Source organism: Pantoea sp. S61, assembly GCF_016625145.1.
GTDB lineage: Bacteria > Pseudomonadota > Gammaproteobacteria > Enterobacterales > Enterobacteriaceae > Pantoea > Pantoea rwandensis_B.
In genome coordinates, this window is sequence record NZ_JACVUO010000001.1 from 905,682 (window position 1) to 920,183 (window position 14,502).

Annotated in this window: 17 protein-coding genes; 11 read left to right on the top strand and 6 right to left on the bottom strand. The window is 51.6% G+C overall.

What is annotated here, in order from left to right:
• The first annotated feature begins 7 nt into the window (after positions 1-7).
• The 7 genes from IAE30_RS04465 (at position 8) to IAE30_RS04495 (ending at position 6,201) form a co-directional block, all read left to right on the top strand.
• Positions 8-1,078 carry an ABC transporter permease gene (locus IAE30_RS04465; protein WP_200538504.1) on the top strand — a complete coding sequence of 357 codons (1,071 nt, stop codon included), beginning with the start codon at positions 8-10 and terminating at the stop codon, positions 1,076-1,078.
• Positions 1,075-2,010 (top strand): ABC transporter permease, encoded by a 936-nt coding sequence (locus IAE30_RS04470; RefSeq protein ID WP_200538503.1) that lies wholly within the window; start codon positions 1,075-1,077, stop codon positions 2,008-2,010. The genes IAE30_RS04465 and IAE30_RS04470 overlap by 4 nt, the downstream gene beginning before the upstream one ends.
• Entirely contained in the window at positions 2,003-2,866 is an 864-nt protein-coding gene (locus IAE30_RS04475) for an ABC transporter ATP-binding protein (protein ID WP_200538502.1), read from the top strand. The genes IAE30_RS04470 and IAE30_RS04475 overlap by 8 nt, the downstream gene beginning before the upstream one ends.
• Entirely contained in the window at positions 2,863-3,627 is a 765-nt protein-coding gene (locus tag IAE30_RS04480) for an ABC transporter ATP-binding protein (protein ID WP_045815545.1), read from the top strand. The genes IAE30_RS04475 and IAE30_RS04480 overlap by 4 nt, the downstream gene beginning before the upstream one ends.
• Before the next feature lie 78 nt (positions 3,628-3,705).
• Positions 3,706-4,992: an MmgE/PrpD family protein gene (locus IAE30_RS04485; RefSeq protein WP_200538501.1), complete on the top strand. Its 1,287-nt coding sequence runs from the start codon at positions 3,706-3,708 to the stop codon at positions 4,990-4,992.
• A gap of 220 nt (positions 4,993-5,212) precedes the next feature.
• The gene (locus tag IAE30_RS04490; protein ID WP_200538500.1) at positions 5,213-5,647 is read left to right on the top strand and encodes a hypothetical protein; all 435 of its coding nucleotides are present in this window, start codon (positions 5,213-5,215) and stop codon (positions 5,645-5,647) included.
• Positions 5,648-5,652: 5 nt separating this feature from the next.
• A complete protein-coding gene (locus IAE30_RS04495) occupies positions 5,653-6,201 on the top strand; it encodes an RNA polymerase sigma factor (RefSeq protein ID WP_045832528.1) in 549 nt (182 codons plus the stop codon).
• Between the two features lie 70 nt (positions 6,202-6,271).
• On the opposite strand, the gene IAE30_RS04500 is transcribed toward IAE30_RS04495, so the two are convergent.
• A complete protein-coding gene (locus IAE30_RS04500; protein ID WP_370585435.1) occupies positions 6,272-7,474 on the bottom strand; it encodes an MBL fold metallo-hydrolase in 1,203 nt (400 codons plus the stop codon).
• Between IAE30_RS04500 and IAE30_RS04505 the strand changes: the two genes are divergently transcribed.
• Positions 7,449-7,781: a gamma-glutamylcyclotransferase family protein gene (locus IAE30_RS04505; RefSeq protein ID WP_045832561.1), complete on the top strand. Its 333-nt coding sequence runs from the start codon at positions 7,449-7,451 to the stop codon at positions 7,779-7,781. The genes IAE30_RS04500 and IAE30_RS04505 overlap by 26 nt on opposite strands.
• Here the strand turns inward: IAE30_RS04505 and IAE30_RS04510 are convergent.
• Together IAE30_RS04510 and IAE30_RS04515 are read right to left on the bottom strand one after the other, a co-directional pair.
• On the bottom strand, positions 7,741-8,262 hold the full coding sequence (locus IAE30_RS04510; protein ID WP_200538499.1) for a hypothetical protein: 522 nt from the start codon (positions 8,260-8,262) through the stop codon (positions 7,741-7,743). The two genes, IAE30_RS04505 and IAE30_RS04510, sit on opposite strands and share 41 nt — an antisense overlap.
• Positions 8,255-9,295, bottom strand: a complete 1,041-nt coding sequence (locus IAE30_RS04515; RefSeq protein ID WP_200677856.1) for a DUF2157 domain-containing protein — start codon at positions 9,293-9,295, stop codon at positions 8,255-8,257. Before IAE30_RS04515 ends, IAE30_RS04510 begins: the two co-directional genes overlap by 8 nt.
• A gap of 87 nt (positions 9,296-9,382) precedes the next feature.
• Between IAE30_RS04515 and IAE30_RS04520 the strand changes: the two genes are divergently transcribed.
• Positions 9,383-10,171, top strand: coding sequence for an MBL fold metallo-hydrolase (locus tag IAE30_RS04520; RefSeq protein ID WP_200677854.1), 789 nt, complete (start codon positions 9,383-9,385; stop codon positions 10,169-10,171).
• 3 nt (positions 10,172-10,174) lie between these two features.
• On the opposite strand, the gene IAE30_RS04525 is transcribed toward IAE30_RS04520, so the two are convergent.
• On the bottom strand, positions 10,175-11,071 hold the full coding sequence (locus tag IAE30_RS04525; RefSeq protein WP_045815553.1) for an ABC transporter six-transmembrane domain-containing protein: 897 nt from the start codon (positions 11,069-11,071) through the stop codon (positions 10,175-10,177).
• 89 nt (positions 11,072-11,160) lie between these two features.
• On the opposite strand from IAE30_RS04525, the gene IAE30_RS04530 reads away from it, so the two are divergent.
• Positions 11,161-11,733 carry a TetR/AcrR family transcriptional regulator gene (locus IAE30_RS04530; RefSeq protein ID WP_200538496.1) on the top strand — a complete coding sequence of 191 codons (573 nt, stop codon included), beginning with the start codon at positions 11,161-11,163 and terminating at the stop codon, positions 11,731-11,733.
• 18 nt (positions 11,734-11,751) lie between these two features.
• Here the strand turns inward: IAE30_RS04530 and IAE30_RS04535 are convergent, their stop codons facing one another.
• Positions 11,752-11,958 (bottom strand): hypothetical protein, encoded by a 207-nt coding sequence (locus IAE30_RS04535; protein WP_156149360.1) that lies wholly within the window; start codon positions 11,956-11,958, stop codon positions 11,752-11,754.
• Positions 11,959-12,361: 403 nt separating this feature from the next.
• Between IAE30_RS04535 and IAE30_RS04540 the strand changes: the two genes are divergently transcribed.
• Positions 12,362-13,162: a MetQ/NlpA family ABC transporter substrate-binding protein gene (locus tag IAE30_RS04540; RefSeq protein ID WP_045832522.1), complete on the top strand. Its 801-nt coding sequence runs from the start codon at positions 12,362-12,364 to the stop codon at positions 13,160-13,162.
• A gap of 114 nt (positions 13,163-13,276) precedes the next feature.
• Here IAE30_RS04540 and IAE30_RS04545 read toward each other — a convergent pair whose 3' ends face one another.
• Entirely contained in the window at positions 13,277-14,386 is a 1,110-nt protein-coding gene (locus IAE30_RS04545; RefSeq protein ID WP_200677852.1) for an SDR family oxidoreductase, read from the bottom strand.
• Positions 14,387-14,502 lie beyond the last annotated feature (116 nt).

A 14,502-nucleotide genomic window follows, 5' to 3' on the forward strand; every position in this document is an offset into this window, starting at 1 on the left:
GTGGCAGATGTCACAGGTCATGATGCCCGTTGCACACAATACCCCTTCCGCTGGCTTGCGTCTGATAAGATGCCTTGCTCGTGGGCTCATCTCGATTGTTTGCACGCTACTGGGGTTGGCTGCCCTGACCTTCTTTATTGGTCGCTTACTGCCTATCGACCCAGTGGTCGCGATCATCGGGGATAACGCCAGTCAGGAAGCCTACGACAAGATGTTTCATCAGTTGGGGCTGGATCAACCGTTGTGGCACCAATTTGCCGACTACGTCTGGCAACTGCTGCACCTCGATTTTGGTATCGCTCTGACCACCAGCCATTCGGTGGCGCAGGATATCGCGCGCGTCTTCCCTGCTACGCTGGAACTGGCAACCGTAGCGGCCATTATTGGCGTTGGTTTCGGTATTCCCGCTGGCGTGCTGGCGGCAATGTACCGCAACACCTGGTTCGATCATCTGATCCGCTTCGTGGGGCTACTCAGCTATTCCACCCCGCACTTCTGGCTTGGGCTGATGGGATTGCTGCTGTTTTACGCCACGCTCGGCTGGATTGGCGGACCAGGTCGCATCGATTTTATCTACGAGTTCGATTTACATCCGGTGACGGGATTCTGGCTGATCGACAGCGCGCTGAGCGGAAACTGGGAAATGTTCCGCAACGTGTTTGGTCACATCATTTTGCCCGCATCGATTCTTGGCTTAAGCGCGTTGGCTTACATCAGCCGTATGACGCGTAGCTTCATGCTGGAACAACTGTCGCACGAGTACATCATTACCGCGCGCGTGAAAGGTTTGTCGTGGGCGCGATGTGTTTGGGTGCATGCATTCCGTAATATCGCCGTGCCCACGCTGACGGTGGTGGCCCTTTCCTGGGCCTGGCTGCTGGAAGGCGCAGTACTCACCGAAACCGTATTTGCCTGGCCCGGCTTTGGTCGCTACCTGACCAACGCACTGCTGGCGGGCGATATGAATGCGGTCGTCGGCTGCACATTACTGATCGGCGCCATTTTTGTCGCAATCAATCTGCTATGCGATCTGCTTTATCGTCTTTTCGATCCGCGTACGCGTCAGGAGGAAGCATGACCGATTCCGTCAACAAATCGATGCGCGCTAATCCTTCGCGTAACTTACGCGCCTGGCTGAGCGATCCTGCGCCACAGTCACCGTTTCAGGCGCACATGCAGCTGTTATGGATTCAGTGGCGACGCTTCTGCGCTAACCACTCGGCGCTCTTTGGTCTGCTGGTACTGTTGATGATTACTGGCGCGGCGGTGTTCGCGCCCTGGTTAGCCACTCACGATATCTATGCCCAAAACCTCGCCTTCCGCCTGCAACCCTTTTCTGCTGAGCACTGGCTGGGCACCGACGAATTGGGTCGAGATATTTACAGCCGTCTGCTGTATGGCGCGCGAATCACGCTGTATATCGCGGGCTTAACCGCGTTGATTATCACACCCATTGGCTTACTGGTCGGGACCAGCGCGGGTTATCTCGGCGGTTGGGTCGATACGGTGCTCATGCGTCTGGTGGACATCTTCCTGGCCTTCCCCAGTTTGATTCTGGCGCTGGCGTTTGTCGCGGCATTGGGGCCAGGCATCGAGAATGCGATCATCGCGATTTCTCTCTCCGCCTGGCCGCCGATTGCCCGCCTTGCACGCGCTGAAACTCTGGCAATCCGTAAGATGGATTACATCGCAGCGGTGCGCTTACAAGGGGCATCCGCCTGGCACATCATCGTGCGACATATCATCCCCATGTGCCTGCCTTCTGTCGTAGTGCGCGTCACCCTTAACATGGCGGCGATTATCCTTACCGCCGCTGGGCTGGGTTTCCTGGGTCTTGGCGCGCAAGCTCCCAGTCCGGAATGGGGCGCAATGCTGGCTTCCGGCCGCGAGTTCATGCTGAACAATGGCTGGATCGCTGCCATCCCTGGATTAGCAATATTGTTCACCAGTCTCGCCTTTAACCTGCTGGGTGATGGCCTGCGCGACGTAATGGATATCCGCCATGAATAATCTGCTACAGGTGAAAAACCTTAATATCGTGTTTCGCAGCGCGCACGGGGAGCACCGCGCGGTACGTGACGTCTCTTTCCATGTCGGACGTGAGAAAGTCGCGATTGTCGGTGAATCCGGTTCGGGAAAATCACAGACCTGCCGTGCGTTACTACAGCTGACGCCCAAAATCGGTCACGTGACCGCCGATCAGATGCAGTTCGGTGATATCGATCTGCTCAACAGCAGTGAAAAGCAAATGCGCCAGATTCGCGGAAATCGTATTTCGATGATCCTGCAGGATCCCCGCTTCTCGCTTAATCCGCTGATGCGCATTGGCGATCAGGTGGCAGAAGCCTTCAGACTGCATCGCCGGGTCAGCAAAAATGAAGCCCATGTGCGCGCATCAGCGATGCTGGAATCGGTGCATATTCGCGAAGTGGCGAAAGTCGCGCGACTCTATCCGCATGAGATTTCTGGCGGTATGGGCCAGCGCGTGATGATCGCTATGATGCTAATCCCTGAGCCGGATTTGATCATTGCCGACGAACCGACCTCCGCACTGGACGTGACGGTGCGCCAGCAGGTGCTGAGCATCCTCAATGAACAGCTGGCACGCCGTCAGACCGGCCTGCTGTTTATCAGTCACGACCTTAATCTGGTCTCTCGTTTCTGCGATCGCGTACTGGTGATGTACGCCGGGCGCATCGTCGAAGAGATTCGTGCCGATCGTCTGGAACAGGCACAGCATCCTTACACGCAAGCATTACTTGCCAGTCAGCCACGTCTGCATCATCCCCTTAATACGCTGCGTGTGCCGACCCGAGATGCCAGTTGGCTCACCGGCCCCTGTTTTCGTGATGGAGTCGCATTATGAATCCCATTCCAACCGCACAACGCAGCATCGAAATGGTGGATGTCAGTATTGCATTCGGTCAGGGAGCGCATCGGCGGCAGGTGGTTGATAACGTAAGCCTGACGCTGGCACAAGGAGAGTGTTATGGCCTGATTGGTGAATCGGGGTGTGGAAAATCCACTATTTTGCGCGCGCTGGCTGGTCTGAATCACGATTATCAGGGCCATATCCTGTTCAATAATCGTGAACAGCAACCGCAGCGAGATAAAGCCTTTTATCGCCAGGTGCAAATGGTGTTTCAGGACCCTTACGCCTCGCTCCATCCGCGAAAAATGGTGTGGGCCAGTCTGCGTGAACCGCTGAAGCTGCATGCCATGGATCACCATGAAGCACGCATCAGCGATGTGCTGCACGCGGTCGGACTGTCCGATGCCTTCCGTTATCGTTATCCCCATCAACTTTCTGGTGGTCAACGTCAGCGTGTGGCCATCGCGCGGGCCCTCATTCTGGAACCTTCCGTGCTGTTACTGGATGAACCGACCTCAGCACTGGACGTTTCAGTCCAGGCGGAAATCCTCAATTTACTCAGCAGCATGCAACGGCAGCGCAGCCTCACTTATTTAATGGTGACGCATGATTTGGCGGTCGTGACCCACCTGTGCCGCCGCATCGGCATCATGCATCACGGCAAGTTGCTGGAAGAACTCAGTGCGGACAGCGTGCGTCAGGGTGGAGCACGGGAAATCTATACCCGCGAGTTTCTGGCGGCGAGTGAGGCGTGAACCTGTGCTCAACTTAAAACCATGAGGCTTTGCCATGTTACGCACGCTATTTACCGCATTGGATAGGGAGACATCATCATGACGCTCATTGAATCTCTGGCACAGTGGTGTGCCAATCCACCGCCCTTTTCTCTTCGTGCTCGTGAACTGGCGATTGACGCCATCACCGATACGTTGGGTTGCATGGTGGCTGGCCGTAGCGACTTTTCTACCCAGGCGGTACAGCAGGCATGGCCACAGTTGCCCCGCAGTCAGGCGCTTGAGGCGCTGTTCAACGCTACGGCCGCTCACGCTATCGACTTTGACGACAACTTTGCACCGGGCATGAGTCACGCCTCGGCCGTTCTGGTGCCGGCACTGCTGGCCGTGGCGCAAAACAGCGACGGCACTTCTTTGATACGCGCTTATTTAATTGGTCTGCAGGCACAAGCCTTTGTTGGCGAGGCTATCGGCTACCAGCATTACACTGCCGGCTGGCATGGCACTTCCACCGTTGGCTGCATTGGCAGCGCAGCCGGCGTTGCTGCCCTGCTCGGCCTGGATGCAGCAGGGATTGCCCGTACGCTGAGTATCGCAGTGAGTCTGGCCAGTGGCGTAAAAGGCCAGTTTGGTACGCCACTGAAACCTTTTCATGCCGGGATGGCGGCGCGCAATGCCGTTGAAGCCGCTACGCTGGCGCAAACCGGTATGCAAGGTCGTCTCGACATCATTGAGTGTGCTCAGGGTTTTGCGGAACTTTATGCCGGTCAGTTAAGCCAACCTTCGCTGCCCGGCGCTGAGCAGCATGTCATTGAGCAAATCGGTGTGATGCCGAAAAAATATCCGTGCTGCGGCTCAACCCACCGCATTCTCGATGCGATTGCCGATATCCAGCAAAAGCGGGCGTTGAAGATTGACGACATCGAAAGCGTACACTGCCAGGTGGGGATCGCGAACTGGCGCAATCTTGCCTACCACCAGCCGCAGGATGAAATGCAAGCGCGCTTCTCGATGCAATATTGCGTTGCCATGATGCTCAGGAATGGCACGTTGAGCGTGCAGGACTTTACCGCCGCCAGGGTAAAACAACAGGCGGATGCACTACAGTTGGCGATGATTACCCTCGCGCCATGGACAGCGGAACAGGAGGCTGAAAACAGAAACCTGCCGCATATCCTCACCTTGCGTTTCAGGGATGGTCAGGAAATTGTCCACGCCAGATTGCGGGCGCGAGGTGCACTAGACGAACCTTTCAGCAACGACGATCGGCAGGCAAAATTCTTAGATTGTTGTGCAGCGCTACCCCAGGCAGAATCGCTTTATCAGCGCCTAAAGGAATTAGCGCAGCAATCTGATTTAACGTTTATACGTCAGTTGATGGTTTAACCCTGACACGATGGGCAGCAGCCATCGCTGGATGGCTCCGTTTCATCGCAGGAGAAAACGCTTCGAGAACAGCGGTGAATCGGATCTGTAGAGCGGCACCGAATCACCGCTAAATTTATAAGCTCGGAAAATATTTTCACTTTTTTGGCAATATTCACATCGCTCATTCGTCTACCTCAGTACGGGCCAATATCGGCTACTGTAATGAGGAATAACAACAATGAGAGATTTTGATATGCGCAGACAACATCACCGTGGTCACTCTTTTGGTGGTCATCGCATGATGAAACCGCTGTTGCTCGGCGTGGTGATTATCGCGGCACTTGGGCTGCTGGTGATGTCGCTGTGGAATGCCGTGCTGCCTGCCATCATCGGCGTGAAGGCGATTGGGTTCTGGCAGGCGCTTGGGCTGCTGATATTGTGCCGCATTCTGTTTGGTGGCTTAGGTTTCCGCCCCGGCATGTTCGGTATGGCGCGTCGTCGTATGCACGAACGCTGGATGCAGATGACCCCAGAGCAGCGCGAAGAGTTTATGCAACATCGCCGTGAACGTTCGCACCGTGGACGTCGCGATTGCTGTGACTGGCATGGCCGCCACGATGATGCGCGCTCACCCTCCGACGAGACTCCCGCTAAATCGCCAGACGCAGAGTAAACGCCATGGCGCAGGATTCTCTGCTGATGTCCGCGTTGAACGCCTGTCGGGCAAAATTGAGCGCATTTATCCGCGGCCGCACTTCGGTACGTGAAGATGCTGACGATATCCTGCAGGAAGTGACCTACAAGCTCATGCAGGTCGAGCAACCGGTGGAAAATGTCGCGGCCTGGTTATTCCGTGCGGCACGCAATGAAATGACCGACCGGGCGCGAAAGAAGCGTGAACTGCCGCTAGCCGATCTGTTGAACGGCGATGAGGAGGCGGATTTTCCCGAAGATGAGCTAGCTGAAACGCTATTTGGCGTGCCGGAAACGCCGGAAGATGAGTATCTCAAAGCGCTGTTATGGGAAGAACTGGAGGAAGCCTTAGCGGAACTGCCCCCTGCTCAGCGCGAGGTGTTCGAAAAAACGGAGTTGCTGGGTTACAGCTACAACGAGCTGTCTGAAGAGAGCGGCATCAGTGTCCAGGCACTGTTATCACGCAAACACAAAGCGGTGCTTTCCCTGCGTACACGATTGCGCAATCTTTATGATGAACTCACCGCTGAGTAATCATGTTTATTTCGGATGCTGAACGAGCATGGCTGCTATTTTCCAGCAGATAGCAGCCAGCCTGCTCAGATTACCACCAAACGGCCTCTTCCTGCGGCGCCAGGATATTCACCGCTTGCCCAATCACTGGCAGTGACAATTTAATTTTTTGATCACGCGCCAGTGCGGCTATTTGCCTGAAGGGATCATCCCAGTGATGGAAAGCCAGATCGAAGGCTGCGTTATGAATGGGCATTAACCATTTGCCCTTTAAATCCTGAAACGCCCGGATGGTATCCGTTGGCAACATATGAATATCCGCCCACCGGATGTCATAAGCCCCATTCTCAAGGCAGGCTACATCAAATGGACCGTATTTATTGCCGATTTCTCTAAAGCCCGGAAAATAGCCGGAGTCACCGCCAAAAAATAAACGAAACTCATCGGTGATGATGCTCCATGAACACCACAAACGTTTATTGCCGTCAAACAAACCTCGACCAGAGAAGTGCTGAGACGGCGTGGCGACGAAATGCACCTCGCCCACATCCGTAGATTGCCACCAATCCAGTTGGGTGATCTTCTCCCCAGCCACTCCCCACTTTGCCAGTAAATCGCCGACGCCCAGCGGTGCGAGGAAATAGCGCACACGATCTTTCAACTGCATGATCGTCTGGTAATCCAGATGGTCATAATGATCATGGGATAAAATAATGCCCTCAATAGGCGGTAAATCGCTCAGCTCGATGGGTGCAGCCTGAAAACGCTTTGGTCCGAGCCACTGAAAGGGAGACGCCCGCAAGTTAAATACCGGGTCAGTAAGCCAATACTTGCCTTTCAATTTAAGCAGCAGCGATGAATGCCCCAGACGAAACACACTGTTATCAGCTGCCGCAGCAAGTGTCTCGGCCGTGATCGGCTGCACAGGTAATGGCTGCTGCGGTAGGGTCTCTTTCGGTTTATTGAACGCCAAATCCCAGAACATCTTTAAATATTCACCGAACTTCAAGGGCTGACGTGGCGCAACATTGGTGAAACGCTTGCCATCAAACTGCGCGGATTGCGGATAGCCCTTGATGGCAGCGCGGGAAATGCTTGAACAATTCAACATTGATCTTTTACCTGGCCGTGTTGGGTGCTTCAGAATAGCGGTTTTTAGTGAATCATATATGGCATAACTGGCGGTCTGGTTTTGAATATTCTCCTTGAGATGACATTTGCACTCTCGAAGGTTAAAGTTTCTCTTTTGATTGATTTTGCGAGGGAAAATGAAACCTTTATTTGTGTATGGCACCTTACAACCTGGTCACTCCAATGCCCATATTCTCGAAGATATCGGTGGTGAGTGGCTGGCCGGTACAGTGAAGGGCATCTTTTACGAACGTGGTTGGGGGGCTGCAGCAGATTTTCCCGGCATCGTATTGGACAACAACGCCGGTCGTGTCACAGGTTCACTGTTCTTCTCTGATAACCTCACGTCACATTGGCCAATGCTGGACGCGTTCGAGGACGGTTATGATCGAGTGGATGTCGAAGTCACCACCCTCGAAGGCGAGAAAGTCACGGCGTGGATTTATCAGTTGCAGCCACAGCAGCGTTGATCTGCCCTCTTCTTTTCCAGCCTAACGCGGGTGCCACGCCCACGATAAAGTCACTGATAATCTGTTGATATTCGGCGTGGCTGAGCTCATAGGGCAACTCCACGCGGAACTCGTCTACTTCGCGCAGAATCGGATCGTTAATTAACTGCGCGACAATTTCCTCACTGCTGCCCACAATATCCTGCGAGAAAAGAGTGCGCTTCGGCCCCTGTGGCTCCAGTGTGCGCTGATAGCGGCTGGCAGCAAAATCCTGATAGCGCTTGATGGTGGATGGGCTGGCACTGTCGGTAGGGATGATAACGCGGCCAGCTGCAATGCGCGGTCGATGGATAGCGTCCGCTGCCCAATATTGTCTAAAGGTACAAATTAAGGCCAGTTGAGCGTCATGATAATCGAGGCTGACTTCTGCTGATGTGAGATTTCCGATCGGCAAATTGAAATGGTTTTCAGCGGCCCCAGCATTGGTTATCTGATTATTCACTCATCTCACGCTCTCCGAGATGCCAGATTTTCTCTGCATAACGGCCTATCAGTGCGAGTGAGGCTGCAAGCACCAGGAAGAAAACAACCTTGTGTAAACCATCCCAGAAATATTCGAAATAACGGGTATACAAATTAATCGCCAGAAATGTGATGCCAAAACGGCGCAGCATGCTGTCATCGGTTTTTAATCCAATACTGATACACACTCCCGATGCCAATGCGAACAACAGTGCCCAAGGCAGCAGAGTCAGGCGACTAGTGTCGTACCAATTGTCAATATCATAGTTGCCAAAAATCGACATAATCCATAAAGCGATAAACAGACAGGTCAGACCCATGACTTTGCTGACGGTAAACAAATGACGTTTAATCAACATAGGTTGCAACAAGAAGCACAACAGCAGTAAACCCGCACCGAAGAAAATAAAACGAATCGGGTAATTCATGCCTAACCAATACGCGCCCCAGCCAGACATATAACCGGTTTCGGCGCCGAAGGCGTTAGCGAGCGAGAGCAGAAAGAACAGCCACACCAAACCTGAACGCCCAAAATAACCGATCAAGCCATACAGCAACGATCCTGCAAGAAATAGCGGTGCAATATTGCCACTGCCGTTATCCAGCATTTCGCCAATTTGCCAAAGTGCAATGGCGGAACTGAGCACGCCAAGAAACAATATGGCTTCAGTACTGTAATGCCACTGTTTTTCCTGCTGTTGACGAGTGAATCCCCAACCAAAAAACACGATGGCTAAGAAAAGGGGAAGTCCGATACGTGCTACTGAGGAATAGGCAAACCATGCGAGGATTTGGGCCAGTAAGTCGCTGTCAGAGAAGAGACTGCCGAAGGCAATAACGATACAGGCTAATGCGGTCCAAAACGCATATTGGCTCAGTCTGCGCCAATCGAACACCACACGCGTTATGGTTCCGGCTAAACGCTGATGATCCTCATCAGTGATCGCCCTTTCCTGCTGCCATTGTGCCAGCGCCTGACGAATAATCTTTTCCTGCTTACGTGTGACGCGCATATCTCTTCCCTGCTGTGGTGGTTGCCGCACATTAGCACGTATCACGCCAGGCTAAAATTAATACAAACCGCATGATGGAGTATTGAGATGATTAAACTTTGCACCGCTTGTAGCACCTCCTACGAAGATGATGCAAGCATCAGGCATTGTAAGATTTGCGAAGACGAGCGCCAATTTGTGCCGGTGAGTGGCCAGCATTGGCTGGCTCTCTCTGATTTGTGCGCTACCCACCAAAATAAATGGCAGCAACATCAGCCAGGATTATTCAGCTTACAAACCGTACCTGCTTTTGCCATCAATCAGCGTGCATTTTTATTACAAACCGCGCATGGCAATATTCTGTGGGATTGTATTGCCAACTTAGACTCAGCAACAGAAACCTTGATTCAGGCTTTAGGCGGTATTGACGCTATCGCGATTTCACATCCTCACTATTACAGTACGATGCAGGATTGGGCAGCGACGTTTGATGCGCCGGTATATTTGCATGCGGATGATCGGCAATGGATTATGCGTCAAAGCCCGTATATTCAGTGCTGGCAAGGCGACGAACTGGATATCATACCGGAGGTTAAACTGTTGCGGCTGGGTGGGCATTTCGCCGGCGGATCGGTACTTCACTGGGCAGAGCGTGGTGGGATATTGTTGAGTGGCGATATTGTGCAGGTGGCACCAGGCGCCAATACGGTTTCATTTATGTGGAGTTATCCCAATATGTTACCGCTCTCAGCCTCTACCCTGAGCACACTGGTTCACCGCCTCGATAAGGTGAGTTTCTCGCAAATCTATGGTGCTTTTGCCGGACGAGAAATTACCCAGGATGCACAGCAGATTGTCAGGCAGGCAGCGGCGCGTTATCTCCACTGCCTGCGATGAAGTTTATTTCGCTAATCCGGTATTGACGCGTTTGCCAATCTCTTTGAGCTGTGAATACTTTTCAAGCAATGCTGGGCCATCATCAAGACTCATGGCAAACATCCATAAATAGGTCATCACGGAATAAATGTGCCCTGCGCTCATTCCGCCTTTTAACGCCATCACCGTAATCGTGATGCCAAACAGCAGTGCTGAGGCAACACCAATCGATAAGTAACTCATAGCTTCACGATCGGACAGACGGATGCGCACCCGCGCCAGGAAATGATAATGCCGATGCAGTTTCTGTTCTCCAGCACTGCTAACAAAGCCCACTTCCCGTTCAAGCCGGTCGTTCATACGCGCAATTAACGCTTCGTTGGTGCGCGTGTAATGCGGCAGAAAGCTAGCGAACAGCACCAAAATCGTCAGGCAAACTAAGCCCGCCCAGGGTTCGATGGTCAACAGCATCACCACTGCACCACACATGGATGCGGTAGAGGTGATCAGCATAGGCAGATGTGTTTCGAAAAAATCAACGAATTGTCGTGACAGTGTCACCCTGGCAGCAATGGCAGAATGGCTATGCGCCTCTTCGCGCTGCGCAAGGATCACAGGCACTGCAAGACTTGCGTAGATCCGTGCAAAAGTTCGCGTATCCATGGTGCGACGTGCGGCACCAATCATCCACATCACCAATACCAAACCGGCATAGAAAAGACCATGTAGTGCGTGGCCGTGCATGATGGCGTTAATCGCGAACCCCGCCAGTAGTGGATAAAGCAGATAAACCACATTTTCAGCGATGACCAGCATGAGCGTCAGAAGTAGTTTTTTCTTGTTTCGTTTTGCCAACACTTTCAGGGTATTGAGGGCGCTGTGTGACGCCACGTTTTCGAGGTTTTCAGGTATGATTTGCATAAGATTAGATTCAAATTGAGCTTTTGAGCGATTGCTCAAAAGTGGTAAAATTGTATTTGAGCGATTGCTCAAAGTCAACGGTGGTGGTGATGAAAGAGACAACAGCGGAGTTGCGTGAAAAGATCCTGGACACAGCGGTCGCACTGTTTATTGAAAAGGGATTGGAGAATGTGAAAACGCGCGAGTTAACGACACAACTCGGCCTGTCACGCAGCCACATCTATCACTATTTTCCCGACTGGGCGACATTGTGCCTGGAAGCCTGTTGCCGATTTGCACAGCGTGATTTGCAGGTATTTACCCGGGATATTGAACAACTGCCCTTCACTGAACGCCTGGAAGCGTTTATCAGTAGCTATTTACCGCAGGAACCGGATGCGGTGTGGCAGCTGTATAGTTCTCTTTGGCGTAAAGCGACAACTGAAGCGGCGTATGCGCAATTGGCCACGCAATTGACACAACAATGGCAAGCATTGATGGCGGGAATCATAGAGGATGGCATCCGTGCAGGTGCATTTCGTGAAGCAAACGCCCTGCAGGTGGCACGTCAACTCAGCGCGATGTTAAATGGCTATGCGGATTTACTGATTGTGGTGCAACAGACTGAAGCGCGGGAACAGGCGATAAACGATTTACGTGCCTTTATTAAACTCGCGCTTTAAGTTGTCGAACTCTCTGTTTCAGGAAGTGGTTAATGAATTATCAGTGGTGGCGACAAAATAGGCATCGCGTTTTTCAATCGTAACACCGCGATCGCGCCAATAGGCTGCCATGTTGAAAAACGCATCGCTGGTGAGATTGAAGCCAATAATAACTGAAGAGTGCTTACCGCTACTGAGAAACTTGTTCAACTGCTCCATATTCAACGCTTTAACAGACTCCATCATCTTCTCCCGATCTATAACAAGATAATCTGCTTCAACAGATTATCTTGTAAGTATCAAGACGCACAATGCAGTTATATTAATATTACGTTTTGCGAAAATTCTAATGACATTCGACAACCCACATTCCGCTAACCCTCAGAAATTCTGATAAATGAGATCGATCTCAAGTTGAGGTCATGCTTCAGCTTGCATCTCTGAGCCTGAAAACTTCGTTTTATCTAAATTATTTCCTGTTGGATATATCAGCAAAGCACAATGTCAGTCACGGGGATTAATGACTAAAAAGTATGATTGAGCGATTTTTTGAGCTGCATGAAATTCAAGCGAACGCGTTCGCAATGGATGTACAGACGTCCAGACGTATATTATAGTCCTTCCCCTACGTTTCTAAGGGACCTGTGTCATGAAAAAAATTGTGCTTTCCACCCTGCTCGCTGCCGCCGTTTCCCTGCTCAGCGCATGCGATAACCAAAAAGATAATGCCATCAAAGTTGCGATTAATACCGGACCTGATGAGGCGATCTGGCAGACCGTGAAGCAGGTAGCGCATGATAAGTATCATCTGGATGTCGATGTCGTTGCATTTAACGATTACGTGCAGCCAAACGAGGCGCTGCGCAATAAAGATGTTGATGTCAACGCCTTCCAAAGCCTGCCTTACCTGGAAATGCAGTCAAAAGAGCGCGGCTATAAATTTGCTGTCGTTACCAACACCTTCGTATTCCCGATTGCAGGATACTCGCGCAAGATTAAAACTCTGGCCGAGTTGCCTGAAGGCGCCACTGTCACTATTTCTAACGAAGCGACCACGCTGGGCCGCAGTCTGCTATTGCTACAAGCACAAGGTCTGATCAAAGTGAAGCCGGAAGCGGGTCTGCTGCCGACGACACTGGATATCACAGACAATCCTAAGAAGCTGAAAATCGTTGAAGTCGATACCCCGCAGTTGGCACGTACGCTAGACGATCCGCAGGTTTATATTTCGATCATCAATAACAATTTTGCTGCGCTGGTGAATCTTTCTGCCTCGCGTGACGGCATGTTTATGGAAGGCAAAGCCTCGCCATACGTGAATGCCATCGTGGCGCGTGAAGACAATAAAGACAGCGCCAACGTGCAGAAATTGAAAGAAGCCTTCCAGTCACAGCAAGTGCTGGATAAAGCTAACGAGATTTATAAAGGCGATATTATTAAAGGCTGGTAATAGCCTATATTATAGGGGCGTCCTACAGGACACCCCTATAAAGGCTCGGCTTGAAAGGTTTGGCAACAGACAGCTCAACTGACAATCATGTCATATCAGCATTTCGCGTTGAGGTTATTTAAAATCCACTTCCATTAATTCCGCAATGGTTGCATCTTTCGTCGAGGTGACGCAGCGATGCAGATAATCAGTGAATTTTGATGATGGCGGCATGCCCAACTCCAGCAATTTATCATTGCTGAAAACCACATTGAGCTTTGAAAAGTGGCCATAGAGATTCATCGCTCTCAGCACTATACGCTCGTTGCAGGGTCCAAACAGAGACGAGAAGCTTTTCTTACTTTCAGCCAACTCACGGTAGTTGACCTTTTGATACGTCTCTGCCACCGGAATTTGACCTGAGGCCTTTGCCATCGCTTTATCAATTTCGGCAAAGGTCACACTGCTGTTGAGGCCAGCAGAAATATGAATAATGCTTTTATCGACGTTCTCGGCGGTCAGCAACAATTCCAATGCATCTGCACAGTAATCCACTGGCACCACATCAATGCGGTCCTCCAGTTCACACATGAACTTACCCAGCGTGAGGGCCATGCGGAACACCCAGAAAATACTCGGCGATGGGGTGCAGCCGTGATCGGAATGGCCAACCACGATAGAAGGCCGAGCAATGACCAGTGGCAGATTCGGCAGCGATTCGGTCATCATTTTTTCCACCGTGGCTTTACTCCAGGTGTATTCCACAATGTGCTGATCGCGCAGCGTATTCAATTCGCTTTCGGTCACCAGGGTATTGGCTTCGGGGGCGCAGGACATAGCAGTTCCTACGTGAATGAATCGTTTCAAACCACTTACCTGGCTCATACGGCGGGCAAACTGGAACGTCCCTTCGACGTTCACTTTCCAAATATAAGGGTTGGTACCAAATGAGGCGACGGCGGCGCAGTTCATCACATGTGTCACCGCATCCAGTCGCGGATCGTCCGTGAATCGTTCCGGCTCAGCCAAATCCCCGATTAAAATATTTTCTGTAGTTAACGTATTCAGCAAACTGGCATCCACACCGAACTTGGCCAAATTACCTTGAAGCCGGGTCAATCCTTCGGACGGTGAATCACCGCGCACTAACAGGAGCAAACGGTTATTTTCTCTTTTCTTTAAAAAATTCACGGTAACCGCGCCGCCCAGGAAGCCAGTCGCGCCAGTAACAAGAATCGTATTCATAGTGTCGATCTACAGGTCAGTTTTGATCAAAAGGATTGCGTCGAATGTAGATCAGGCAAGATAAATGGCGGATAAATGCGTTTGGGTGGTGGTGGGAAAAATACGTTCCGGTTAGT